Raw genomic sequence first — 25,129 nt, forward strand, 5'->3', positions numbered from 1 at the left:
GATTTTGGACCTATCTTGAGTTCAAGTGCCCCTTGTCATTCATCGCACCTCGTAAGACAACAGTTTATGTTATTGCTTAAGTTAGGATATTTATATTTCGTTGGTGGTAGTGTTGGGCTAATGGAGTAGAAGATAAAATGGATAAAGTAAATTTTTTATAAGAAGGGGAAGCTATTCGAAGATAAGGTTTTAATCCTCAAGTCTTTTTTTGTAAATTCGCATCTTATTCAATCAACGTAGTAACGATTTGTAGTAAAATGGATTATAATTTTCGCGAAATAGAACAGAAGTGGCAGAAGTATTGGGCTACTGAGAAGACCTATAAGGTTGATATCGATTCAAGTAAGCCAAAATACTATGTGCTAGACATGTTTCCTTACCCATCGGGAGCTGGATTGCATGTTGGACACCCGCTAGGGTATATTGCATCAGATATTTATAGCCGTTACAAGACCCTCAAAGGCTTTAATGTGCTGCACCCAATGGGGTATGATGCATATGGATTGCCAGCAGAGCAGTATGCTATCCAAACAGGACAGCATCCAGCAATCACTACAGAAAAAAACCTTGCAAGATATCGTGAGCAATTAGATAAAATAGGTTTCTCTTACGATTGGGATAGAGAGATTAAGACTTGTGATCCTAAATACTACAAGTGGACACAATGGGCTTTCATCCAGATGTTTGAGCACTATTTTGATGTTGTATCACAAAAAGCGCAACCAGTTAGTGAATTGGTAGCATATTTCGAGAAATTTGGTAGTGCGAATCATACTGCAGCAGAGAGCGAGGCTCTTGAGTTTACTGCAGCACAGTGGTCGGCATATAGCGAGAAAGAGCAATCTGATATCTTAATGAATTATCGATTGGCTTATCTTGCGGATACGATGGTGAATTGGTGTGCTGAGTTGGGTACTGTATTGGCCAATGATGAGGTGAAAGAAGGTCTTTCTGTTCGTGGAGGTTATCCAGTGGTTCAGAAAAAGATGAAGCAGTGGTCTTTGCGAGTGTCTGCTTATGCTCATCGTTTATTAGAAGGTCTAGAAAATATTGATTGGAGCGAATCGTTAACTGAGATTCAAAAGAACTGGATTGGTAGATCTGAAGGAGCTGAAGCTTTGTTCTCTGTGAAGGGAATAGATATAGATCTAGAAATTTTCACTACGCGCCCTGATACAATCTTTGGGGTTACTTTCATGGTGCTGGCTCCAGAAAGCGATTATGTGGCCCAGGTAACAACTGCTGATCAAAAAGATGCAGTCTCTAATTATATTGAGGAGACAAAAAAACGTACAGAGCGTGAGCGTATGACTGAAGTAAAACGCGTGAGTGGTGTATTTACAGGTTCATATGCAATTAATCCATTGACCAATCAAGAGATCCCTATCTATGTTTCAGACTATGTGTTGGCTGGATATGGTACGGGTGCTATCATGGCGGTTCCTGCTCATGATAGTCGTGACTTTGCCTTCGCAAAACATTTTGATCTTCCAATTGTACAAGTGGTTGCAAAGAAAGGCGAAGCTACAACAGATCCTTCTACATGGGAAGAGTCGTATGATTCAAAAGATGGTATCTTGATGAACTCTGGTGACTATACAGGAAAGCCGGTAAAAAATGCAATTCTTGAGATCATTGAGTGGATGGATACGAATAAGATTGGAAAACGAAAGATTAACTATCGATTACGTGATGCGATATTCTCTCGTCAAAGATATTGGGGTGAACCATTCCCAGTATGTTATAAAGATGGTATTCCAACCATGATCGATATGGACGAACTTCCATTACAACTTCCTGAGGTAGATAAATATCTGCCTACAGAAGATGGTGATCCTCCATTAGGACGAGCTAAAGGATGGGTTTCTAAAGATGGATATCCTATCGAATTGAATACAATGCCTGGTTTTGCTGGTTCTTCTGCATATTATCTACGTTATATGGATCCTCATAACGAGGATGCGTTGGTTTCAAAAGAGGCAGACGAATATTGGCAAGATGTCGATCTATATATTGGTGGAACAGAGCATGCAACAGGACACCTTATCTATTCACGTTTCTGGAATAAATTCTTGTTTGATATCGGAGACGTGGTGAAAGATGAGCCATTCCGTAAGCTTATTAATCAAGGAATGATCCAAGGACGATCTAATTTTGTGTACCGTATTAAAGGAACCAATAAGTATGCATCTTATGGATTAAAAGATTCTTATGATACAACTGAAATTCATGTAGATGTAAATATTGTTCATAACGACATTCTTGATCAGGAGGCATTTAAGAATTGGATGCCTGAGTTTGCTGATGCCGAGTTTGAATTAGAAGATGGAAAATATCGTTGTGGTTGGGCTGTTGAGAAGATGTCAAAATCGATGTACAATGTAGTGAACCCAGATGATATTGTTGCAGATTATGGTGCAGATACACTTCGTCTTTACGAGATGTTCTTAGGACCACTAGAAGCATCGAAACCATGGGATACGAATGGTATTGATGGGGTTCATAAGTTCTTAAGGAAAGTGTGGAGATTGTGTCATGATCAAAATAACGACTTTGTTATTAGTGAAGATCCTGCTACAGCAGAAGAGCTAAAGGTTCTGCATAAAACAATAAAGAAGATTGAGAACGATATTGAGAAATTTTCATTCAATACCTCGATCTCAGCTTTTATGATCTGTGTTAATGAGTTGACCTCTTTGAAGTGTAATAAGAGAGCCATTTTAGAGCCTTTCATCCAATTGTTGGCTCCATTTGCTCCCCATATCGCTGAAGAGTTGTGGTTTGCAATGGGCAATACAGCTTCGATCACTAAAAGTAGTTTCCCTCTATTTGATGAGAAGTTCTTAGTGGAAGATAGTTTTGAGTATCCTGTTTCATTTAATGGTAAGATGCGTTTCAAGATCGCACTGCCTGTGGATATGGATAAAGATAGTATCATTGAAGCTGCCATGTCTCATGAGTCTGCACAGAAGTGGATTGAAGGAAAACAGGTTGTGAAGACAATTGTCGTTCCTAATAAAATAATTAACATTGTGGTAAAATAACCCATAAGCATATTAATTTTGCAAAAACAGGTGTTTTGTCATAAAACACCTGTTTTTTTAGATCTATTTTCGCGGAAATTTTATTTTTTTGATAAAAGTCATAACATTGCAAGGCAATGTATTAGGTTGTAGTAGTGTCATTAAGCCTATAATTAGTGACATAGTGAGAGTTGTATTATATGATTTTATTATTGTGAAGATGGAGTTGACTCTTCTTCTTAATTAAACCCTAAAATGAAACAGAAGTTTGTTGGTGAGTTCAGATCATATTTGATCATGACCGTTGGATTGCTAATGTACTCTTTTGGTGTGACTGCCTTTTTAATCCCCTCTAAAATTATCGGGGGAGGCGTTACAGGAATAGCAACAGTAATCTATTTTGTGACAGGAGTAAAAACAGGTTATTCTTACTTCTTAATCAATAGTTTGTTGATCTTATTGGCTATACGTAGTCTTGGTGCCAGTTTTGGAGTAAAAACTATTTATGGTTTATCCATGATGTCGCTATTTTTAAGTGTGATGCAACAGCTCATTACTACCGCCATTGTGGACGATATTTTCCTAAATACCATCTTAGGAGGATTGTTGTGTGGTTTGGGTCTAGGAATCGTATTTAATGAAGGAGGCTCGAGTGGTGGTACCGATATCATTGCCATGGTGGTGAATAAATATCGGAATATAAGTCCAGGTAAGGTGATATTACTTTGTGATGTCGTGATCATAGGTTCCTCTTATTTTGTCTTTCATACACTTGATAAGATGGTATATGGTTATGTGTCTATGTGGGTTGTGTCTTATACGATTGATGCCTATTTAAATGGGGCAAAACAGTCTATTCAGATGTTTATATTTTCAGAGAAATATGAAGAACTTGCTGATTTTATCAACCATGAAACAAATCGAGGACTGACGGTTTTTGATGGGACAGGATGGTATACTAAAGAAAATGTCAAAATGATTATGACAGTTGTTCGTAAGAGAGAAGCCGCACCAATATTTAGAAAAATTAAAGAGATCGATCCGAATGCTTTTATCTCTCAAAATAGTGTGATGGGAGTATATGGAGATGGTTTTGATGTATTGAAATATTAACTATTTCTGTATAATTCCCCTGAAAATATAGAAAGGTAATTGCATCCAGTATTTTGGAAGCAATTACCTTTTTTTATTCCCCTTATTATAAATATCCTTATCAACTGGTCTTCTTTGAGGCAATACTATGTTTGTTTTTATATTGAACGGTTCTCAAAATAGAATTGTAATCTAATATGAATACCTATTGGTGTTTTCCTTTCTCATATGTTGTAGTAAAGCATTCTATAGTATAAAAATTGTACTACTATATCCCAAATCTTTTTAATTGTAGAGTATTGTAAATTAATTGATTATGTCTCACTATTGATCTGTGCGATATTTTTATTTCGCATTTTGTACATAAAATGATAAATAAAATGTCTGTTTTATCATTTGTCGTTGTCTATATATATATATAAAGAACCATGAAATAAGAGTATATGATTCTAGAGGAAACGATCATAAAGTATTGTAATGGGCAATGCACAAATGAAGAGAAAGAAGCGATTGAAGAAAGACTAGAAAGTGATTCTTCATTAAGAGAGCAAGTCTTTGAGATTAGAAAAATTATTGAGTTGGAAAGGGATATTGCAGAGTGTAGGTCTTATGATGTGGAAGGAGCTTTTCATAAGTTACCTATTAAACAGAAGAAAACAGATAGAGTTCTAATCCTCACAAGATCTATGCTTAAATATGCAGCAATGTTTATTTTACCTTTTGTTATGGGATTATTTGTAATGTATTATGCAAAAAATATAACATCTAGAGACGTCGGTTCGACTGAAATATATGCGCCTATTGGAGCACGTTTAAAGTATGAACTACCCGACAAGTCTACTGTATACTTAAATTCTGGAAGTCGATTATCGTTTTCCACAAACTTCAATCACGGAAAGAGAAAAGTAAAATTAAAAGGAGAAGGATATTTTGAGGTTACTGCCAATAAGAGATCACCATTTTATGTTGAAACGGAAGACGGTTCTAGTGTTTATGTTTATGGTACGAAGTTTAATGTGAGTGCCTATAGCGATGATAGCTTTGTTGAGACAGTGCTTGTGGAAGGTTGTGTAAATTATGAGTCTAAATCAGGTAAAACTATTGCAAAGCTTAAGCCTGGTCATCGATTAGTATACAATAAATTAAATCATAATGTAGATATTGAGAAAACCAATGTGGAAGAAAAGACAGGTTGGAGAAGAGGGAAGTTTATATTTAGAAATAAACCTTTAAGCGAAATAACAAAAATGCTGTCTCGATATTATAACATAGATATTTTGATAGATAGTAGCGTAAAGCAGGACTATCTTTTCAGAGCTACATTTAGGCAAGAGAATATCTATCAAATTTTAGATTATTTATCATTATCAGCTCCTATACAGTGGTTGAATATTGAATCAAAACCCATTGATTCTACTGATTTTCGAAAAAGAATTATTATCAAACATAAATAGAGTTAAGAGATTAATTAATAGACACAACTAACTGGAATACACTATTGTGATGTAAGTATTTACAACTTTAAAACTAACAAGAATATGAATATTAAAAGGCTTAAGTTAAGCTTTAAGGCTATTCTATTGCCAAAATCTTGGGTAATAAAACTCCAAAGAGATATGATTTTACTCTTTTTCTTAAGTGTATTTCATATGTCAGTTTATGCCTCAGCGTCACCAAAGGACGATATTACAATTCGTATGAATCTGGTGAGATTAGAATCTGTTATTGATTATATTGAATCATCTACTGATTATGCTTTTATTTTTCAACAAAGAGCAGTTGATCCGAATAAGATTGTTTCAATTAATGTAAAAGATGTTTCCATTGAGAAAGCAATGGATTTGCTGTTAGATCAAAGTTCTATAGATTATGTAATAACAGGGCATCAGATCATTTTAAAAAAATCAGCGAAAGGGGTCGTTAAAAAAGTTTTAAAAGGAACTGTGCTTGACAATCAAGGGGATCCTGTCATTGGCGCAGTTATTAGAGCAAAGGATAACCGTAGTGTTGGGACTGTTACTGATGTGGATGGGAATTTTACACTCAATATTGACACGAAATATAAGGTACTAAGCGTATCTTATATCGGGATGAAAAGTGTTGATATTACTCCAGTATACGGAACATTAATGAAAATCGTTCTAGAAGAGCAATCTGAGGCATTGGGTGAAGTGGTCGTTACGGCACTTGGTATTGAAAGAAAGGCAAAGAGTCTTACCTATTCTACCCAATCAATCAAAAATGATGAAGTTGTAAGAGCCAAGGATGTAAACTTCATCAATTCATTACAAGGAAAATCAGCAGGTTTAACCATTACTCCAAATGCTGGGGGTGCAGGAAGTGCATCTAAGATTCTACTAAGAGGGAATAGCTCAATTGAGGGAAACAATAGTCCATTAATTGTAGTGGATGGTATTCCAATGAGTAATACTGTCGATGGACAATTAGATGCTAAATCAGGTGGTTATAATATGGCATATGGGTCAACATCAGAAGGTGGAGATGCTATATCTAATATTAACCCTGAAGACATTGCCAATATAACAATATTGAAAGGTGCTAATGCTGCTGCGTTATATGGTAGTGGAGCTGCGAATGGAGTGATTATGATTAAGACAAAACAAGGACGAGAGGGAAAACTAAGAGTTAATTTTTCTTCTAACTCGACGTTCGAATCCCCTTTAAAGCTTCCTGACCTTCAAAATTCTTTTGGTGCTCCTGTGTATGATGGTCAATTGTCGGGAAGGTCATGGGGTAAAAAAATCACACAACAGACTGACGAAGAGAATGCAATTCAAAGTGTAAGTTCAAGCCCGAATAATAGAATTAAAGATTTCTTTAAGACAGGATATAACTTAACAAACTCTGTTTCCATTAGTGGAGGTACAAGTAAAGTTCAATCTTATTTTTCATTTTCAAACACTACTTCCCAAGGGATGGTTCCTAATAACAAGTTTTCTCGTAACAATTTTACAATTAGACAAACCTATAATTTCTTTGATGAGAAACTTACACTTAATTTATCTGGAAACTATATTTCTCAGAAAACAAGAAATCGTGTGAGTGGAGGAACTGTATATAATCCGTTGTATAATCTTTATTTGGCTCCGAGAAATCTAAATATGGATTATTACAAAAATACATATGAAAAGGAGGGAACTTGGGTAGCAAATCCAATAAAGATTATTCCTAAATATACTGGTGGAATTGGACGTACTGAATATTGGAAAACAGATCATATGTTGCATGGAAATCAACAAGAGTGGTTTCAAGGGAGAGGAGTTCCATCGGCAAATAATCCATATTGGCTCGTTAATAAAAATAAAGGTGTTGAAAAGAGGGATCGTATAATGGGTTCTATTGAACTTTCATATAAAATAAATGAGAAGTTAAATATACAGACAAGAGCAAGTTATGATAAGACAGTAAATGATAAGGATTTTAAAAAGAATGCAACTACAGTAGGTCCAACAGGTCAATTCACAGATAGGGGAAGTTATTCATGGTCAAATGATAATAGAAGTGAATTTTTTGGTGACTTATTGCTCAATTATGCTGATAAAATAGTTAATAATATTACTGTTCAATCAACTGTTGGAGGAAGTTTTAAGAAATCTAATGGAGACTCCTTTTGGATGTTGAATTCAGGTGCATCATCTAGTGCATATTATCAAAATGAGGATAATCTACCTACTTCAATTAATGTCTTCTATCCCAATGCATCTTATGCAACACAGAGAAGTTTTCGTTTAAGTAGTGATTGGTCAAGAGCCGTTCTTGCAACAATGCAGCTAGGGTTTTATGATGCACTGTTTATTGATTTTAGTTATCGAATTGATTGGTCAAGGGCATTTTCTCAATTCAAAACGAAAGGAGTGAAAGATTATTATGGTTATTATTCTTTAGGTGGAACTGTTGTTTTAAGTGACCTTATAAACCTAGGAAGATCCATCGATAGGTTCAAATTTAGATCATCTTACAGTGAGGTAGGTAACTCAATTCCTAATAGGTTATATAGTGAGCAACCTTATGATCCAGCAACAGGTCGGATTAAAGCTGCTACATACACAAATTTCGATCATCCATTACCAGAGACCGTGCGATCTTTTGAGACAGGTATTGATCTAGATATGTTTAGAAATAGATTGAGTGTAGACATAAGTCTTTATTCAGCAACTATGTTTAACCAATATCTTCCGATTACGAGTGCTATAGGTTCTATAAAGCCGATAAATACAGGAAAAGTTCGTAATCAAGGGATTGAACTTGATGTAAGTAGTATGCTACTTAAAAGTGGAAAATTTAGATGGAATATTGGTGCTAACTTTTCTTACAATGACAATGAAATACTAAAAACATATCAGGATAGAAAAGATATTCACGTTTCAATAGGAACGTCAGATAATATACGAGTTAAATTCTTAAAAGGAGGCTCTTATGGTGATATTTATAGTAAAGACTTTACACGTATGAGGATATTTGATGTTCAAAAATATGCAGAAAAAGGTATAACGGTAAAAGAAGGAGATATTAAATTAAATCCTGATGGCACACCATCGATGGATGCCAAAGGAGGACATAGAGTTTATTTAGGTAATATGAACTCAAAAATAAACATAGGCTTAAATAGTACTTTTATTTTTGGAGATGCTAGCCTTTATGTGTTGATTGATGGCCGTATTGGAGGAAAGGTTATCTCTTTTACCGAAGCATATTTAGATTCATATGGTGTATCTCAGCGATCTGCTGATGCAAGGCTTTCTGACAAATACATAACTCGCAAGAGTAAAGATCCAGTAACTAGACAGGAGGTTATTATTAAAGATCCTGCTGTTGTTATGCCTGATGGAAACTTGGCATCTGCTGAAAAGTATTATCAAACAATAGGTGATCAAATTTTCCCAACAGAGTATGTATATGATGCAACAAATTTTAGAATCAGAGAACTTTCTTTAGGATATACTTTTAGAGATATATTTGGTTCAGGGAATAACTTGAAAGCCTCTATTGTCGGGCGAAACTTATTGTTTTTGTACAATGATTGTCCTATCGATCCAGATACTTCTATATCTACTCAAAATGCCTTAGGAGGGGTAGATGTTTTTGGATTACCTCCTTCAAGATCCATTGGAATTAATTTAAAAATGACTTTCTAGTAGTTTTTTAATCATATAAAAAGAGATCAATGAATTGTTCTATTAAAATATTATTTCATTATATCATTGTATGTATTCTGCTTGGCTTTATATCATGTACCGATGAAGTTGGAGATGCTGAAATCGGAGTAATAAAAGGATCTTCTACTACTATTTCAGATGTCGATGTGGCACAAAACATGCTTTTAGAATCGATGTATCTAATTCATGATTCAAGGTCACATAAATATCAATATCAATTTAATCTACATATTGATAACTATGCAGGATATTTGTGTGTTGCAAATAGTTTGCAAGGTCGTCTTCCTTCTACCTATTTTATTAATCCAAATTTCGAATCTGGTCCCTTGACTAATCTTTTGTGGGTTACAAGACAAGTCGCACCAGTAATTAATTCAAGTGAAGAACTTGGCATTCCTGAATTAGGAGCTATTGCAAAGATTATATACAATTTCAGTGCATCTGAAGTGGTAGATATCCATGGACCAATCCCTTACTTTGCTTATAAGAATCTTCAAACTGACCCTCCATTGAAATATGATAAAGTTAGTGTTATCTATAAGGAGATGATTGAGGAATTAAAAGATGCTCAAAATAGATTAAAAGAGATAAAAACAAATATATCACCAGAAGCAATCTTACGTATAAAAAAATGTGATCGTATTTGTGATGGGGATGTAAATAATTGGATTCTTTTTGCAAACTCATTAAGACTTCGTCTAGCTATGCGGATGGTAAAAGTTGATCCTATTTTAGCACAAAAGGAAGCTGAATCAGCTTATGCTGATGGGGTTTTAGAATCTAGTAATCATCCCAATATATCCTTAGATAATGGTGGAGCACGCCATCCTCTATATACAATAAGTATAGATTGGGATGACAGTAGATTGAATGCGTCACTAGAAAATATTTTGAAGCGAACAGGAAGTCCATTATTAGAAAAGTGGTTTTCTCCAGCAGAGGATGGGTTAAGAGACAAAAATGGCAATATAGTAATTGATGTAGACTCACCTGAAATTTATTTAGGAATAAGATCAGGAACAGGAGTTCATATGAAAGAAAATAGAAGGGACACTTACTTGAAATTTAGTTCTGTGAATGGTGATAGCTTTAGTAATAAGGAGATTGATATATTTAAAGTAAGTGAATCACTATTTCTTTGTGCTGAGGGACGTCTAAGAGGATGGAATACAGGCTCATCTACGCCAAAATCTCTTTATGAAAAGGCAATAAAACGTAGTTTGAGAGATGAAGGGATCACAAGTAATAAATACCTTGGTCATAGATTTGATGATCAGTATGATATACCATATAAGGATCTATATAATTCGGATAATAATATTTCAAAAGGATTGACTTCTGTTGGGGTGAGATGGAATAGTTCTTATTCTAAGGAACAGCAGTTAGAGCAAATTATAACACAAAAATATATTGCAAATTTTCCTCTTTCGTTAGAATCTTGGTCTGAATATAGAAGAACAGGATATCCTCGTCTGATCTCAGTTATTTATGATGCAGGAGACAATTCAATTCCTACAGGAGAACATATTAGACGAATGACTTTCCAAGTCTCGGGGTCTGTGAGTATAGATGATGTTGTGAACAGTGCTATGCCTGCACTTATTGAGGAGGATAGTAGTGGTTTTGGTGATGATGTTCAAGGTGCTAGATTATGGTGGGATGTGAAGTCGAAAGGAAACTTCTAACTAAAAAAACATATGTTATACATGATTTTATTAAAGCAAAGTTGAAAACCAATTATTAACTAAATATTAGATTATGAGAATATTATGCGTTTTATTAATGGGCTTATTTCTTTGGAGTAATGTTTCCTTAGGACAGATGAAAAATGATGCTACAGAACCAATTTACAATTGGGATAAATTTGATGTGTGGGAAATGTTAGAGTTATTCTATCAAGTTCATCAAGATGGTAGAAAGTTTCCGTCAGACAAAGAGCTCGAACAGTATGGATTTGACATAGAATTTGTACGATGTCATGTAAAACCTAGAGAGGTTATAGTTGATCAAGCGACACAAGTAAATCCTTCAATTAATCCACACCGAAAATTGTGGATGAATATTCCAGGAGGAAACTCTAAAATAAATGGAGGATATCCATCAGAAGATTGGAATAATGATGTATATACTGGATGGAATTATACATATCTTTTTGGAAATTGGAATCACTCTTGGTTTCAATCTCCAGCGGCATTTGTTGGTGCAGCACATAAGCATGGAACAGATGCTTTGAGTGGGTTAATGTTTTTTGATTGGGGAGAAAACTCAACAGCAGTACTTGATAAGCTTTTAGCAAAAGAGAATGGAGTACATAAATATGCAGAGCCACTGATTAATCTTTTGATGTTTATTGGACAAGATGGAATTAATTTTAATGTTGAAGGAACAGAGCAAAACAGCGAAAGGTTTCAACTGTTTAATAAGAATTTATATGATATTGCAAAAGATCGTGGTTACACTCATTTTCATGTCGGTTTTTATAATAATTATTCAACATTGTCACGTCAACCAAATAATCTGTGGAGAGATGGTGGATGGGTTTCTGATGCTTTAATGTTAAATTATGGGATGTATAATTTAGAGGAATCAGTGAAACTTGCAAAAAGTTTGTCACCTCTTGCTGTAAATGGACTTTATCAAGGACTTTGGATTTCTGGACTAAGCCATTCATGGACAAAGTTTCAAACTGTTCCAGATATGAACATTTGTTGTTGGGGAGAACATTCTCAATGTCGTCTTTTTTCTTATGCTACTGGAAATTCATCTAAACAATTTCAAGAATGTTATCAAGAAAAGATTGAAAAATTTATGTCAGGAGGTAATCAAAATCCAGCAGATCTCCCAACAATTAAAAATAATGGTGTAAAGTTTGAGTCTAACGAATCCATGTCTCAATTTCATGGACTTGCTACTTTTATTGCTGAAAGATCATCAGTTCAAGGAAAACTACCATTTAAGACAAATTTTAATTTAGGTAATGGTTCCCAATTTCATTATAAAGGAAGAAGGAGTTATGGTAAGTGGTATAACATGGGAGCACAGGACATGATGCCTACCTATCGTTGGTTGGTCTATAGATCAAATACTACCACCGTAAGTAAACTTATTCATCCTAGTTTATCTCACGAAGATGCCTACATGGGGGGATCGATGTTAAAATTAACAGGAAGTGTTGATTCTGAAGGAACAGATGTCATTCTTTATCGAACTGATCTGGTTGTTCAAGAAGTTCCAAAGGCTGTTTTAGCCATAAAAATGCCTTATCTTCCTAAAGGGACTGCAACGAACCTATCTATAATAATAAAAACGGATAAAGGAGGTGAAAATTGGATTGAATACCCTATTGGTAAAACCACGGAGGAGCATTGGAATAAAATAGAACTTGATCTTAATGGAATTGGATTGAATGACATGATTAAACAGATTGGTTTACGAGTCAAAGGAGAAGAAAAATCCGAATATATGGTTTATGTTGGAGAAATTGGCATATATGATAGCTTTGCCAAGTCTGTAGCAATGCCAGAGAACTTCAAAGCTGAGGTAAAAAGAGAAACAACAGCATCGATGTCGATTAAATTAAATTGGGAGATGTCAAAAGTGTCTGGTTCAACACCAGTAAGAGAGGAATATGGATTACTTTACAATGACGATGTCAACGTGGATCACTTTGAAGTAATATATAAAAATGGTAAAAATGGTCGAGCAAAGGTAATAAGTAGTACCAACACTTGGTCGCAACTGATTCCTCACCTCATTTTTACTGAAGATGATTATGATAATGATATAATTGAAGCTCCTTTTATTGGTGTTCGTGCAGTTTCAAAAGATCTTAAATCATATTCAAAAATTAACTGGATAGAAATTCCACGTCAGGACTACTACGATCTTCCAGAAGAGAAGATAGATAGATATTGTACATCAACACTTGATCCAAACTCTCCTAAAGTTGAGAAAGCTAGATCCCAAAGATGGGTAAAGAGTATTAAAACAACAGGAGCAATTACTGATATTGTATACGAAACAAATCACCCTGTTGTAGATGGTTCAAACTATGTAAACTATACGGCATCTCCTATCGTAGCAAAACAAGGATCTTCATTCGTGTTGAATTTTGTTGGATTTGATTCAAAAGACGATGGTTTAAGATATTGTTTTGCAAATGCATATGTAGATTGGAATGATGATGGAGAATTTGTTCCAGGAAAGAAACCAGGAGAGGGAGAATTAGTTTTTCAACTAGGTAATGCAAATGCTGCCACCCCAGCATTAGAAGATCCTAGTGGTGTTGATATTACCTTTAATGTTCCAGAGAAGGCAGCACCTCGTGACTTGCGTTTGCGGATTGTATTCCAAGATGCTTGGTTCCCAAATTTTACTCCATGTGGTTTAACACATAAGGGTTTTACAATAGATCTAAAATTAAGAGTTACTGGAACAAATAAACCTGATATTAAGCTTGATGTTAGAGATCCGAGAGAGGTTGAAGAGCCTGAACATATGGATGGATATGTTTACACTGATATCAAGCCAAATTATAAACTTCAAGCCAACAGAGTTTCAAGTATGTATCCAAACCCATCAAGTAAAGATTTATTTTTTAAGTGTACGGACAGCGTGCTTATTTATGATTTGAGTGGAAAGCTTGTTCAATCGGTGTCTGGTGGAGTGGAGTATATTGATATCTCCTCACTTCCGAAAGGAGTTTATATGGTAAAGATTGAAAGAGATAATGTCATCAGAGTAGATAAATTGATTAAGAATTAAATATATTAATGGAGAGGCTTTATGGTTTCAAACGAAAGGTTTTTTGGTAAATAATCTCTCTATTATTGCTAGTTAGATAATGTAGTAAAGCGCATGTTGTTAGATGTAAAAAAAAACAATATGCGCTTTGCTTTTTATGAGACTATTATTTTAAGAATACTTGACTACCTCCCCAAAAAAGTATGATATTATTGTAAGTGTTTGACATTCATGATGTAATAAGTAAGTCTACATAATTACAGATAGTTTTTTTTCATGATTAAAATAGATGTTGTTTCTTTGAGACATGCGATATATAAAGTTAACACAGGATGCAGTTCTAAAACTAACTGCTCTATATGAACATTCAGACAACAAGGTGGAAAGAATGCGTTCACATTGCCTATTACTGTCCAATAGTCACTATTCTATGGTTGATATTTCAAGGATAATGGGAATATCTGTCATTACAGTATCACGTCTATTTGACAAGTGGTTAGAATATAATTTTGATGCACTTAGGATTAAACAAGGAAGAGGAGCAAAGTGTAAATTAGCTGGATTCGATGATATAATCAAAGATTTAGTAAAAACAAATAATCGTAATTTATCTTCTATACTTCATCATTTGAAAGAACATTATAATCTTACCATTTCAAAAGAGACTTTAATACGTTTTTTAAAAAGATCGGGTATGTATGGAAGCGAGTCCGGCGATCACTCAAGACAAAACGGAATGATATAGACTTCCAACTAAAGCAACATCAACTAACAGAATTGCGTAAGTGTGAGGATTCAGGATACTTAGATTTATATTTCGTTGATGAAAGTCACTTAAGTCTAACTCCCTATGTTCCATCTTAATTCCGCAACTTCTTCACTTTGAAGTTTAATTTTAAATAGATACGTGATATTTGCTGATTTTGTACGTACTCCTATTACCTTAAGGACTATTTGTTTATCAATTATTATAAAAAGAACAGACTTTCCCCTACCCATCTATGAGTCCCCCACGAGAACCCCTTTTATGGAATTATAGGATTATGCGTATTTTGGGACTTTTTAGTCTACAAAACAGAATCTGAATCTTAGTAACAATAACACTTTCTAATAAAGTCATTTTCGCAATAAAAAGATCACACAATTTACATTTAAGCATGTTTATGACCATCGAAATATTTAGTTCGGAATAGTATTTTACTATTCGAACAAAATTCACCCATAATGATCTAGCTACTGCCCACATTTGATGTTTTATCAATCCTCTATAGACAGTGTTTTTTCCATTACAATGAAAACCTAATTGAAAAATACTGTAACTACTCAGGTTCTTTTTGAGTCTAATAATCACACAAAAGTTCCAAACACGTTGTTTTAGTGATGATTGTTAATAATAATAGGCCGTATTGTTGATTACTTTCTGTTATAATTTTTTCTAATTTGTCAAGATCAATGAATCTTTGTAGTCATGAGAACAATTGATTGTTTAGAAGAAGAAAATAGAGCTTTAAAGAAGCAGGTTGAGTCCTTAAAGGAAGAGCTAGACAGAGTGATGTCACGAGTTCAAGCTTTGTCACAAGAGAATACTATGCTTCATGAAAAAGTAAAGGATCTAGAAGATAAACTATCGCGTAATCATAAAAACAGTAGTAATAGTAGTTTTCCACCTTCAAGAGATTTACATACAGTAAAGAAAAATCAATCACTTCGAAATAAATCCACTAGGAAACCCGGAGGTCAACCCAAACATAAAGGATCGACATTACAACAGAGTGATTTTCAAACAAGCATAGAGTCATATTATCCTCCATCGACGTGTCAGTGTGGTAATACATTAAATCAAGAAGACGCTAGCTTGTTATGCAAACGTCAGGTTTTTGACATACCACCTGTTCTTGAACAAATCTGCACGGAGCATCGTCTTTATGAAAATAGATGCAGTTGTGGTCAACTACACAAAGGTTCTATGCCCTCGAATATAAAAGCACCTGTCCAATACGGTTCTCATTTACGATCACTAATTGTAAGCTTGTATGTTGAACATTATATCCCTTTAAACCGTATTGGTTCACTAGTGGAAGAGATAACATCATTTAAAATTGGAGATGGGACTATTACTAATATTTTAAATAAAGCCCAAGAGGTGATGACTCCTTTATATGAATCACTTCGTGAATCGATATCCAAATCCAGTGTAGTTGGCTCAGACGAAACAGGTTGCAAGATCAATGGAGGCAAAGGATGGATGTGGGTATGGCAAAATCATGAGGTAACATTCATTACAGCCAATAAGTCTAGAGGGTATAAAGTTGTAGTAGAAAATTTTAAAAAAGGATTTATTAATGCGACCTTAGTCAGTGACTGTTATGCTTCGCAATTAAAAACTCCAGCCAAACATTATCAACTATGTTTAGCACATTTACAACGAGAATTAATCTACATTAAACAACAAACGAATAACAGTTGGGCAGAGGATATTTTGAATATATTCTATAAAGCCATGAAATTAAAGAGAGAATCAGCCAAGAACCAATATCCTTTAAAAGAAAAATCAATATTTAAAGAACAGCTTTTATTACTGTTGAAAAATGACGAGTATGACGATCAGCTAGATGAGATCAAGACATTACGGAGTCGATTAATTAAAAGGATTGATAGTGTGTTTACTTTCTTAGAGTATTACGAAGTTCCTTTTGACAACAATGCATCCGAAAGGTCAATACGTAATATTAAAATAAAACAAAAAGTATCTGCAGGTTATCGAACAGAAGAAGGAGCCCAAAGGTATGCCATGTTACGCTCTATTGTTGATACACTTAAAAAACAAGGAAAGAGTGTCGTGAGAATGATTGCTCATTGGTTATCTCAAAACCATCTTAAGGTCAGTTGGCAATAAAATAATTTACACATTATATATTTTCTGAACCTCCATTCTTTAGCGAATGGAGGCTAAACTATAAATGAAGCTGAGTAGTTACGAAAATGAAGGTGACTATATTCTACAAGTAAAAGGTAATCAGAAGAAAACTAAAGAGGAACTTGATATTCAGTTTAATACAGATATTGTTTGTGATTCTAGTATAACAGAAGACTTTGGTCATGGAAGAATTGAAACTCGTATTTGTGATGTAATAAATGACTTTGAAGATGCTCCAGTGTTGACCAAATGGAGAGGTATTCATAGTTTAATTAGAATAACAACCCAGACATTAGAATCTTCAACAAATAAAGAACGAAGTGATGTGAGGTATTACATATCCTCTTTAGATACAACAGCTGAGAGGTTTAATAAACTTATACGTTCACATTGGGCAATCGAAAATAATCTTCATTGGACACTCGATGTAAGCTTCAATGAAGATAAACAGCAGCGAAAAAAAGATCATGCAGCTGAAAATATGAATATGCTTTGTAAAATGGCTCTTAATATCTTAAAGTTGGATACGGAGAACAAAAAAACATTGAAATGGAAGAAAAATAGAGCCATATATGTCGATGAATATAGAGAAAAGCTTATCGCTCGTTCACAGACTTATTAATTCTATCTAATATCCAACAAGTTATAAATGCAATTTCCCTGGATAAATACTGTTTTCAATATTTCATTATATAGAGAAGTAGAATGATCGAATAGTAATCTTTAAAGTTTTTTTTAAGGTGATCTGTCACAAACTTCTTTCTTCTTTCAACAGTCTTCTCAGATACACCTATCTCTTGTGCAATCTCTTTGTTTTTTTTCTTCTGAATTCTACTCATTTCAAAAACCTTTCTGTATGATTCTGGAAGTTTTTCTAAAGCATCTTTGAGCATCTGTTCTAATTCAGAAATACTTATTAAGTCTTCGCTTGAATTTGCATATAACTGACTGTTTTCTAGTATTTGTTGCTCAAAATGTTCTGTTCTGGAGGCCCTTTTTAAATAGTTTAAACATCCATTACGTGCCGAAGTTAAGAGGTATGATCTAATAGAGGTTGTGATGTTGATATATTTTCTTTGTTCCCAAATAGAAGTGAATACTCCTTGTACGATGTCTTCACAAGTCTCTTTGTCTTTTATAAAGCGTTTACAATACAAACATAGAACTGGGTAGAATTCTGAAAATAGAACTTTAAATGATTCCATATCATCCTTTACCGAAATATTATGGAATAGATTATCTGTTTTAATGGGTTGATTTATCATAGGTTAACTTGTTCTCAGAAGTAAATATTCATGGAATTTTTACTCGTTGTGTGATACTTTTATTTCGATAATCAGTCATGTATTATGATATGTTAAAAATAAATAATGATTGCGAATAAAAAAAATAATCTTTGAATATAGTCAATTGTTGAGGTTATAATATATGTCTTAAAAGATATCGATATTGCTTTCATTTACTCCCTCTTCTGGTCTCAATAAAGGATGTGTTTGAGTTTTTTTTAATCTCTGTTGTAGCAAATTATCAATTAGTGATACTAACATTCAATGAAAGATAAAAATAGAAAGAGATGAAGAAAATTTTAGCAATAATATTTATTGTTTTAGGTGGGATGACCTCTTATGGTCAGAGTGATATTTTTATTGGGCAAAACTTTCGCAAGGCGTACGAACAAGGTACTCGTTCGAAGGATGGTGTTCCCGGAGAAAAATATTGGCAAAATATTGTTGATTACGATATTGATGTTAAAATCGAACCGACGACTAGATTGTTAACAGGAGCTGAGACTATCGTATTTACTAATAATAGTCCAGATGAATTGAATACGATTGTTGTTCGGTTGTATCAAAATGCATTTAAACCAGGTGCTGCTCGCCTACAATCATTGTCAGTAGAGGGAATGAATGAGGGTGTGAATATTGCAGCGTGTACTGTTGATGGAAAGGAAATTGATTTAGATGATGACGAATCTTTTCGTATAGATGGAACCAATCTCTATATTAAGCTTATGAAACCTTTGGTTTCGAAAGAGAAGTTGGATATTACGTTTGAATGGGAACAAAAGATTGCAAACTCTGAGGTCCGCACAGGTTTCTTTGATGAGACTTCATGTTTTGTTGGATATTGGTATCCACAAATTGCTGTATATGATGATATATTTGGTTGGGATCGTCTTCAATACACTTTTGAGTCTGAGGCCTATAATAACTTAGCAAACTATACGGTTGATATTACTGCACCTGATAATTTTATTGTGTGGGGTACAGGAACACTTGAGAATGCCGAAGATGTTTTACCAACTGATATTTATGAAAAATATAAGAAGTCAAAGACATCCGATAAGGTGGTTCATATTGTTCGAAAGAAGGACTTTTCAAAGCTTAAGATGAAGTCTTCTAAGTGGGTGTTTAAAGCTTCTAATGTAACTGATTTTGCTTTTGCTTTTAGTGATCACCACTTATGGGATGCATCATCTGTTGAGATAAGCGGGAGAAGGGTGTTGCTTAACAATGCTTATATCAAAGATAAAAATCGAATATATGGTGATGGGGTTGAGGTATTGCAAAAAGCTATGAAATACTTTTCTGAAGAGATGCCAGGGGTACCTTATCCTTATCCGACTTATTCAAGCTTCTTAGGATTATCAGATTTAGGTGGCATGGAGTTTCCTATGATTACCAATATTGGTTCAATCAATACTGGAGTTCTAATGCATGAATTATTCCACTCTTATTTTCCAATGTATGTTCGGACCAATGAACGTCGTTATGCATGGATGGATGAAGGATTTGCTATTTTTACGAATTCTCATCTGTTAAAAGATGAGTTTCCACGAGTGTTTAAGATGAATGGAGGAGGTAACTCTGTTGCATCAAGATTCAAGAATGGGATGAAAGGAGTATGTTTTGATATAAAGACTTGCCCCGGTTTTGTGCCTTGTTATGGTGTTTATGATCACGATATATTTAATTCTGTTGATTTTCAGAACTACCTTTTGCCTGGATATGTGAATGATCTACTTTGTGAGTATTTAGGGAGAGAAAAATTTAGAGAGATTTACAAAAGATATGTTGAGATTTGGGCCTACAAATCCCCTACTCCTTACGACTACTTTTACTGTATTGAGAAACTTGCAGGGGAAGATCTTGGTTGGTTGTGGAAACCTTGGTTTTTTGAGATTGGCTCAGCTGATTTAGCGATAGATTCTTTTGAAAAAGGAATCTTAACGGTTCGAAAAGTTGGTTCAAGACCGTTAGGCGTTTCGGTCACTGCTCACTATGTTGAAGGGAGTGATCTTGCACCTTTTTATGTTGCTCATAATATTTCCGTATGGAAAAATAATCAAGATGTTCTGAAACTTAATATACCTAATGCGGATAAGGTCTCTTCAATTGAACTGAATAGAGATATGCCGGACTATTATGTTAAAAACAACTACTACCCTTCGGTGAAGGATAGGTATCGTGATATTGATATCTCTTCGATTGTAGGGAACTACCGAATTAAATTATTTGGAATTGATGCTAATATCACTGAAAAAGAGAACAAACTATTCATTGAAGTAAAAGCAAAAAAGGTAAAGAATTATCTAATCCCTATGGATAAAGATCATTTTGTGACTGAAGACAATTTTATAAAGATGGCTTTGAATAGAAAAGATGGTGTAATTCGTAGTGTGACACTTACTGTTAATGGCCACAATATTAAAGCAGTAAGGCAATAGTATAGACTGCTTTTGCAGAGGTGAAAATTGCAAATTTGATTATTTTAGATTGTCTTTAGGTTTTTAGATCATTGACCTAAAGGCAATTTTTTTTACTTTCTGATAATGGAGTTTTCTTTCGATAAGAAACGACCAAATGAATTCCATTTTTAACGATTGTTTCTTGATACCAGAGACTAGATAAAGAAGTATAATACTTATCACTTACCCTTATCTTTAGAGTGTTAAACAATTGTATTTGTTTAGTTAAAACATGATTATTAAACAATGAAATAAATTGTAATATGTTCATGTTGAATGTGTTGGGTCTTTTGCTGTTTTATTGGTTAAAATTGCAAAAGTGATTTGGTATCATTACCTTCGGCATTAAGAAAACGAAATGATATAATGAAGCAAAATAAAAAACGAGTATTAATAGCATTGGTTGCTATTGTCGTTGTCTCTATCACTTGGTATTTTTATAGTAATCCGAACTTTACAGAGTATGACATTCCTTCAGATACATCTGTTTCTGATAGCATACCTGACGTAGCTCCCGAACCAATTTTAAAGTATGGACTTCCTGTAGATTCATTCGAGATTACAACCTCACTGGTGAAAAAGAATGAATTCCTTTCTGATATCCTTTTAAAATATGGTATCAGTTACAACATGATTGATAGATTGGCTAGAGAATCAAAGCCAATTTTTGATGTTCGAAAAATGAAAAGGGGAAATAGTTTCTCTATCTTTAGCAGTAAGGACAGCCTTCGACAGACAGATTACTTTATCTATGAGATTGACAATACCGACTATGTTGTTTATGATTTTAGGGATTCTCTTAAGATAACAAGAGGTCAGAAGAAGATAGAGAGAGTAATGAAGCATCGCAAAGGAGTAATCACTTCTTCTTTGTGGAATGCAATGGTGGATAATAATATCAACGTACAATTATCTATTCCTTTGTCTGATATATTTGCTTGGACTATTGACTTCTTTGGTATTCAGAAAGGGGATACTTTTAATGTTATGTATGACGAACTATATGTGGATGGCGAGTCTATAGGTATTGGTCATATTTATGCTGCTGATTTTACGCATCGTGGAGAGGAGTATGATGCATATCGTTTTGAGCAGGATAGCACAATTACCTACTTTGACCATGAAGGGAAAAGTCTAAAGAAAGCCTTTTTAAAAGCACCATTAAAATACTCTAGAATAAGTTCTAGATTCTCGTATAGTCGTTTACATCCTGTTTTAAGATATCGTCGACCTCACCTTGGGATTGACTATGCCGCTCCTACTGGAACTCCAGTACACTCTATCGGTGATGGAGTAATTATTAAGAAAGGATATCAAAGACGTGGAGGTGGAAGATATCTGAAGATTAAACATAACTCTGTTTATACTACTACTTATATGCATTTACATGGCTTTGCTAAAGGCATGAGTGTTGGAAAGCGTGTGAAGCAAGGTCAATTGATTGGATATGTAGGTTCAACTGGATTGGCTACTGGTCCTCATCTAGATTTCCGTGTTTTTAGAAATGGTAAAGCAATGGATCCATTGAAACTAAAAGCACCACCTGTCGCTCCAGTAAAACCAGAAAACAGGGTTCGTTTTGAATCGGATGTGGATAGTTTGAAAAATCTATTGATCGAACCGATCGTATTGTCAGAAACATTGAATGTCAGTAGTTCTAACGATACAATAAAAACAGAAATTTCAACAAAGTAGTTCTTCTTATTAAAGACATATCAAATACTACTAGATACAAAGAAGAGAGCACTATATATCCATATAGTGCTCTCTTCTTTTTTGGGGGTAACCTCTTCATTACTCATTTCTCTTCCCCTAACTATTGTTGATATGATTAGTATGATATCAAATTTAGCATGGGATAAGATCTCGTGTATTTGAAAAGTTAGATCTCCATGGATTAACCTCTAGTCCTACTATTGCAAAACTTCGTAATAGGTTCTTCTTAATGAATGATCTTTAGCTAAAATGAATCGCTTCATCCCTTTATGTTGTCTTTCTCTTCAGTAAAAGAGCCTGTTTTCATTCTTACTTTGCCTACCGTTGCGATAGGGTTTGCTTACCCTTTGGTTACCCCTAGAGTAACTAAAGGGTATCCAAAGGGTATCTGAATCTGCTTTTATTATATCTATTGTTACATGTGAGATCCAACTACTTTAGGGAAAGAACGGATTCAATTATTTGAGGATAGAAATGGTGTTCAAGATGATGAATCTTTTGTTGTAAACTTTCTGGAGTTTCGTTTTTATCCAAAAGAATCTCTTTTTGAAGTAGAATTTCCCCTTTGTCATACTGTTCATTTACTCGATGGATGGTGATACCACTAATTTTCTCGTTATTTTGGATGACTGCTTCATGTACATGAGAGCCATACATTCCTTTTCCTCCGTATTTTGGTAGAAGAGATGGATGTATATTGATTATAGAAAAGGAGTTTACAAGTGAAGGAGGGATCATCACAAGGAATCCAGCAAGAACAATTAGGTCAATTTTTCGATTTTTTAGAAGAGCTATAATATGTTCTGTGTCGTTAAAGTCCTTCCTGTTTACTACAATAGATTCTATTTGTTCGTCCTTCGCAATATACAGCACACCTGCATCTGTGTTGTTGCTTAGAATAATGCGAACATGAACCTCTTTGCTCTGTTTGAAGTGTTTAATTATGTTCTTTGTATTCGTTCCTTTGCCGGATGCGAATATGGCTATCTGTTTCATATGTAGTTTGTTGAGTAGTTTTGTATAATAGACTTTTAGACTCATATTTTCGAAAAAAGACAGGAAAGTCTCTGTTTGAACTCCGAATTGCTAGAATTAAGATAAAAAGCTTTGAAATTAAAACCGATTCTTTATTACTTTGTATCGTAGAAAATATTTCATTCAAATTTAATCATTTAAAATTTACAGTTATGTCTGACTATTCAGCAAAAGTAAAAGAAATTATCGTAGAAAAATTGGGTGTTGACGAAAGCGAAGTAACACTAGAGGCTTCATTCACAAATGATCTAGGAGCTGACTCATTGGATACTGTTGAGTTGATCATGGAATTCGAAAAAGAATTCGATATCGAGATTGCAGACGATCAAGCTGAGAAGATTGGTACTGTAGGTGAGGCTATTTCTCACATCGAAGAAGCTAAAAAATAATTTTACCTATATAAAAGGATTTCTTCCGGTATGGAATTGAAACGAGTTGTAGTCACAGGACTAGGAACAATCAACCCCCTCGGAAAAAACGTTGAAGAGTACTGGGAAGGTCTTAAAAATGGGGTCAGCGGAGCTGGTCCCATTACCAGATTTGACTCTTCAAAGTTTAAAACTCATTTTGCATGCGAGATCAAAGATTATAATCCACAGGATTATTTGGATCGCAAAGAGGTTCGTAAACATGATTTATATGCACAGTTTGCATATGTGGCTGCGGATCAGGCAATTGAGCATTGTGGTGTTGATTTAGAAAAATTAGATAGAGATAGAGCTGGAATTATATGGGGTGCTGGTATTGGAGGGTTAGATACTTTCTATAATGAAGTAACTGCTTTCAATTCAAGGCCAGAGTCTCCAAAGTTTTCTCCATTCTTTATCCCAAAGATGATTGCAAATATTGCTTGTGGTAATATTTCAATCAAATATGGTTTTAGAGGACCAAACTTGACAACAGTGACAGCTTGTGCTTCTTCGTCTCATGCGATTTATGATGCTGCAAACCTAATTAGATTAGGAAAAGCGGATCTACTTATTGCAGGAGGATCAGAGGCAGCTATTAACAAAGCTGGTATTGGTGGATTTAATGCAATGAGAGCAATCTCAACACGTAACGATGATCCTAAAACAGCCTCTCGTCCTTTCGATAAGGATCGTGATGGGTTTGTGATGGGTGAAGGTGGTGCAGCCCTTATTCTTGAAGAGTATGAGCATGCAGTTGCACGTGGTGCAAAAATCTATGCTGAAGTTGCAGGAGTTGGAATGAGTGCAGATGCTTACCATATGACAGCGCCAGATCCAAATGGAGCAGGTGCGGCCTTGTGTATGCGTTTAGCATTAGAAGATGCAGGTATGAGTGTCGATGAGATTGATTATATCAACGTTCATGGTACTTCTACAGGTCTAGGAGATATTGCTGAGCCAAAAGCAATTAAGGAAGTATTTGGTGATAGGATCTATGATGTGAGCATTAGCTCTACCAAGTCAATGACAGGTCACCTATTAGGAGCAGCCGGATCGGTTGAAGCGATTGCAGGTATTTTGGCAATGCAGAATAATATTGTTCCTCCAACAATTAATCATTTTGAGTTAGATCCAGAATTGGATTCAAAAATTGATTTTACATTCAATGAGGCGAAAGAGCGTGAAGTAAATGCATTCTTGAGCAATACATTTGGATTTGGAGGTCACAATGCGACTTTAATATTCAAAAAAATGAATTAACAGTGATC

Annotated in this window: 15 protein-coding genes; 13 read left to right on the forward strand and 2 right to left on the reverse strand. The window is 34.6% G+C overall.

Annotation, left to right across the window (positions count from 1 at the left end; all coding sequences use genetic code 11):
* Nucleotides 1–257 precede the first annotated feature (257 nt).
* From leuS to K4L44_17245, 9 genes are all read left to right on the forward strand, one after another.
* Entirely contained in the window at nt 258–3,044 is a 2,787-nt protein-coding gene (leuS, locus tag K4L44_17205; protein ID QZE14226.1) for a leucine--tRNA ligase, read from the forward strand.
* A gap of 234 nt (nt 3,045–3,278) precedes the next feature.
* Nucleotides 3,279–4,136 carry a YitT family protein gene (locus K4L44_17210; protein QZE14227.1) on the forward strand — a complete coding sequence of 286 codons (858 nt, stop codon included), beginning with the start codon at nt 3,279–3,281 and terminating at the stop codon, nt 4,134–4,136.
* 422 nt (nt 4,137–4,558) lie between these two features.
* A complete protein-coding gene (locus K4L44_17215; GenBank protein QZE14228.1) occupies nt 4,559–5,569 on the forward strand; it encodes a DUF4974 domain-containing protein in 1,011 nt (336 codons plus the stop codon).
* A gap of 84 nt (nt 5,570–5,653) precedes the next feature.
* Nucleotides 5,654–9,271, forward strand: coding sequence for a SusC/RagA family TonB-linked outer membrane protein (locus K4L44_17220; protein ID QZE14229.1), 3,618 nt, complete (start codon nt 5,654–5,656; stop codon nt 9,269–9,271).
* Between the two features lie 29 nt (nt 9,272–9,300).
* Nucleotides 9,301–10,977: a SusD/RagB family nutrient-binding outer membrane lipoprotein gene (locus K4L44_17225; protein QZE14230.1), complete on the forward strand. Its 1,677-nt coding sequence runs from the start codon at nt 9,301–9,303 to the stop codon at nt 10,975–10,977.
* A 73-nt stretch (nt 10,978–11,050) separates the two neighbouring features.
* Entirely contained in the window at nt 11,051–14,056 is a 3,006-nt protein-coding gene (locus K4L44_17230; GenBank protein ID QZE14231.1) for a T9SS type A sorting domain-containing protein, read from the forward strand.
* 286 nt (nt 14,057–14,342) lie between these two features.
* A complete protein-coding gene (locus K4L44_17235) occupies nt 14,343–14,780 on the forward strand; it encodes a hypothetical protein (protein ID QZE14232.1) in 438 nt (145 codons plus the stop codon).
* 723 nt (nt 14,781–15,503) lie between these two features.
* Nucleotides 15,504–16,931: an IS66 family transposase gene (locus K4L44_17240; protein QZE14233.1), complete on the forward strand. Its 1,428-nt coding sequence runs from the start codon at nt 15,504–15,506 to the stop codon at nt 16,929–16,931.
* A 64-nt stretch (nt 16,932–16,995) separates the two neighbouring features.
* Nucleotides 16,996–17,574, forward strand: a complete 579-nt coding sequence (locus K4L44_17245; protein QZE14234.1) for an ISAs1 family transposase — start codon at nt 16,996–16,998, stop codon at nt 17,572–17,574.
* Between the two features lie 55 nt (nt 17,575–17,629).
* Here K4L44_17245 and K4L44_17250 read toward each other — a convergent pair whose 3' ends face one another.
* Complete coding sequence (locus K4L44_17250) at nt 17,630–18,217, reverse strand: RNA polymerase sigma-70 factor (GenBank protein ID QZE14235.1); 588 nt, start codon at nt 18,215–18,217, stop codon at nt 17,630–17,632.
* Between the two features lie 308 nt (nt 18,218–18,525).
* Here K4L44_17250 and K4L44_17255 point away from each other — a divergent pair, with 308 nt between their 5' ends.
* Together K4L44_17255 and K4L44_17260 are read left to right on the forward strand one after the other, a co-directional pair.
* Nucleotides 18,526–20,679, forward strand: coding sequence for a M1 family metallopeptidase (locus K4L44_17255; protein QZE14236.1), 2,154 nt, complete (start codon nt 18,526–18,528; stop codon nt 20,677–20,679).
* A 387-nt stretch (nt 20,680–21,066) separates the two neighbouring features.
* Complete coding sequence (locus K4L44_17260) at nt 21,067–22,395, forward strand: peptidoglycan DD-metalloendopeptidase family protein (protein ID QZE14237.1); 1,329 nt, start codon at nt 21,067–21,069, stop codon at nt 22,393–22,395.
* A gap of 453 nt (nt 22,396–22,848) precedes the next feature.
* On the opposite strand, the gene purN is transcribed toward K4L44_17260, so the two are convergent.
* Nucleotides 22,849–23,412 (reverse strand): phosphoribosylglycinamide formyltransferase, encoded by a 564-nt coding sequence (gene purN / locus K4L44_17265; protein QZE14238.1) that lies wholly within the window; start codon nt 23,410–23,412, stop codon nt 22,849–22,851.
* A gap of 191 nt (nt 23,413–23,603) precedes the next feature.
* On the opposite strand from purN, the gene K4L44_17270 reads away from it, so the two are divergent.
* The gene (locus K4L44_17270) at nt 23,604–23,840 is read left to right on the forward strand and encodes an acyl carrier protein (protein QZE14239.1); all 237 of its coding nucleotides are present in this window, start codon (nt 23,604–23,606) and stop codon (nt 23,838–23,840) included.
* Nucleotides 23,841–23,870: 30 nt separating this feature from the next.
* Nucleotides 23,871–25,121 (forward strand): beta-ketoacyl-ACP synthase II, encoded by a 1,251-nt coding sequence (gene fabF, locus K4L44_17275; GenBank protein ID QZE14240.1) that lies wholly within the window; start codon nt 23,871–23,873, stop codon nt 25,119–25,121.
* Nucleotides 25,122–25,129: the final 8 nt, after the last annotated feature.

Source organism: Prolixibacteraceae bacterium (assembly GCA_019720755.1).
Classification (GTDB): domain Bacteria; phylum Bacteroidota; class Bacteroidia; order Bacteroidales; family Prolixibacteraceae; genus Halosquirtibacter; species Halosquirtibacter laminarini.

Coding starts and splice junctions, on each gene's coding strand:
- leuS (QZE14226.1), top strand. CDS start 258: ATGGATTATAATTTTCGCGAAATAGAACAGAAGTGGCAGAAGTATTGG.
- K4L44_17250 (QZE14235.1), bottom strand. CDS start 18,217: ATGATAAATCAACCCATTAAAACAGATAATCTATTCCATAATATTTCG.
- K4L44_17215 (QZE14228.1), top strand. CDS start 4,559: ATGATTCTAGAGGAAACGATCATAAAGTATTGTAATGGGCAATGCACA.
- K4L44_17245 (QZE14234.1), top strand. CDS start 16,996: ATGAAGCTGAGTAGTTACGAAAATGAAGGTGACTATATTCTACAAGTA.
- K4L44_17225 (QZE14230.1), top strand. CDS start 9,301: ATGAATTGTTCTATTAAAATATTATTTCATTATATCATTGTATGTATT.
- K4L44_17260 (QZE14237.1), top strand. CDS start 21,067: ATGAAGCAAAATAAAAAACGAGTATTAATAGCATTGGTTGCTATTGTC.
- fabF (QZE14240.1), top strand. CDS start 23,871: ATGGAATTGAAACGAGTTGTAGTCACAGGACTAGGAACAATCAACCCC.
- K4L44_17240 (QZE14233.1), top strand. CDS start 15,504: ATGAGAACAATTGATTGTTTAGAAGAAGAAAATAGAGCTTTAAAGAAG.
- K4L44_17230 (QZE14231.1), top strand. CDS start 11,051: ATGAGAATATTATGCGTTTTATTAATGGGCTTATTTCTTTGGAGTAAT.
- K4L44_17235 (QZE14232.1), top strand. CDS start 14,343: ATGCGATATATAAAGTTAACACAGGATGCAGTTCTAAAACTAACTGCT.
- purN (QZE14238.1), bottom strand. CDS start 23,412: ATGAAACAGATAGCCATATTCGCATCCGGCAAAGGAACGAATACAAAG.
- K4L44_17220 (QZE14229.1), top strand. CDS start 5,654: ATGAATATTAAAAGGCTTAAGTTAAGCTTTAAGGCTATTCTATTGCCA.
- K4L44_17210 (QZE14227.1), top strand. CDS start 3,279: ATGAAACAGAAGTTTGTTGGTGAGTTCAGATCATATTTGATCATGACC.
- K4L44_17270 (QZE14239.1), top strand. CDS start 23,604: ATGTCTGACTATTCAGCAAAAGTAAAAGAAATTATCGTAGAAAAATTG.
- K4L44_17255 (QZE14236.1), top strand. CDS start 18,526: ATGAAGAAAATTTTAGCAATAATATTTATTGTTTTAGGTGGGATGACC.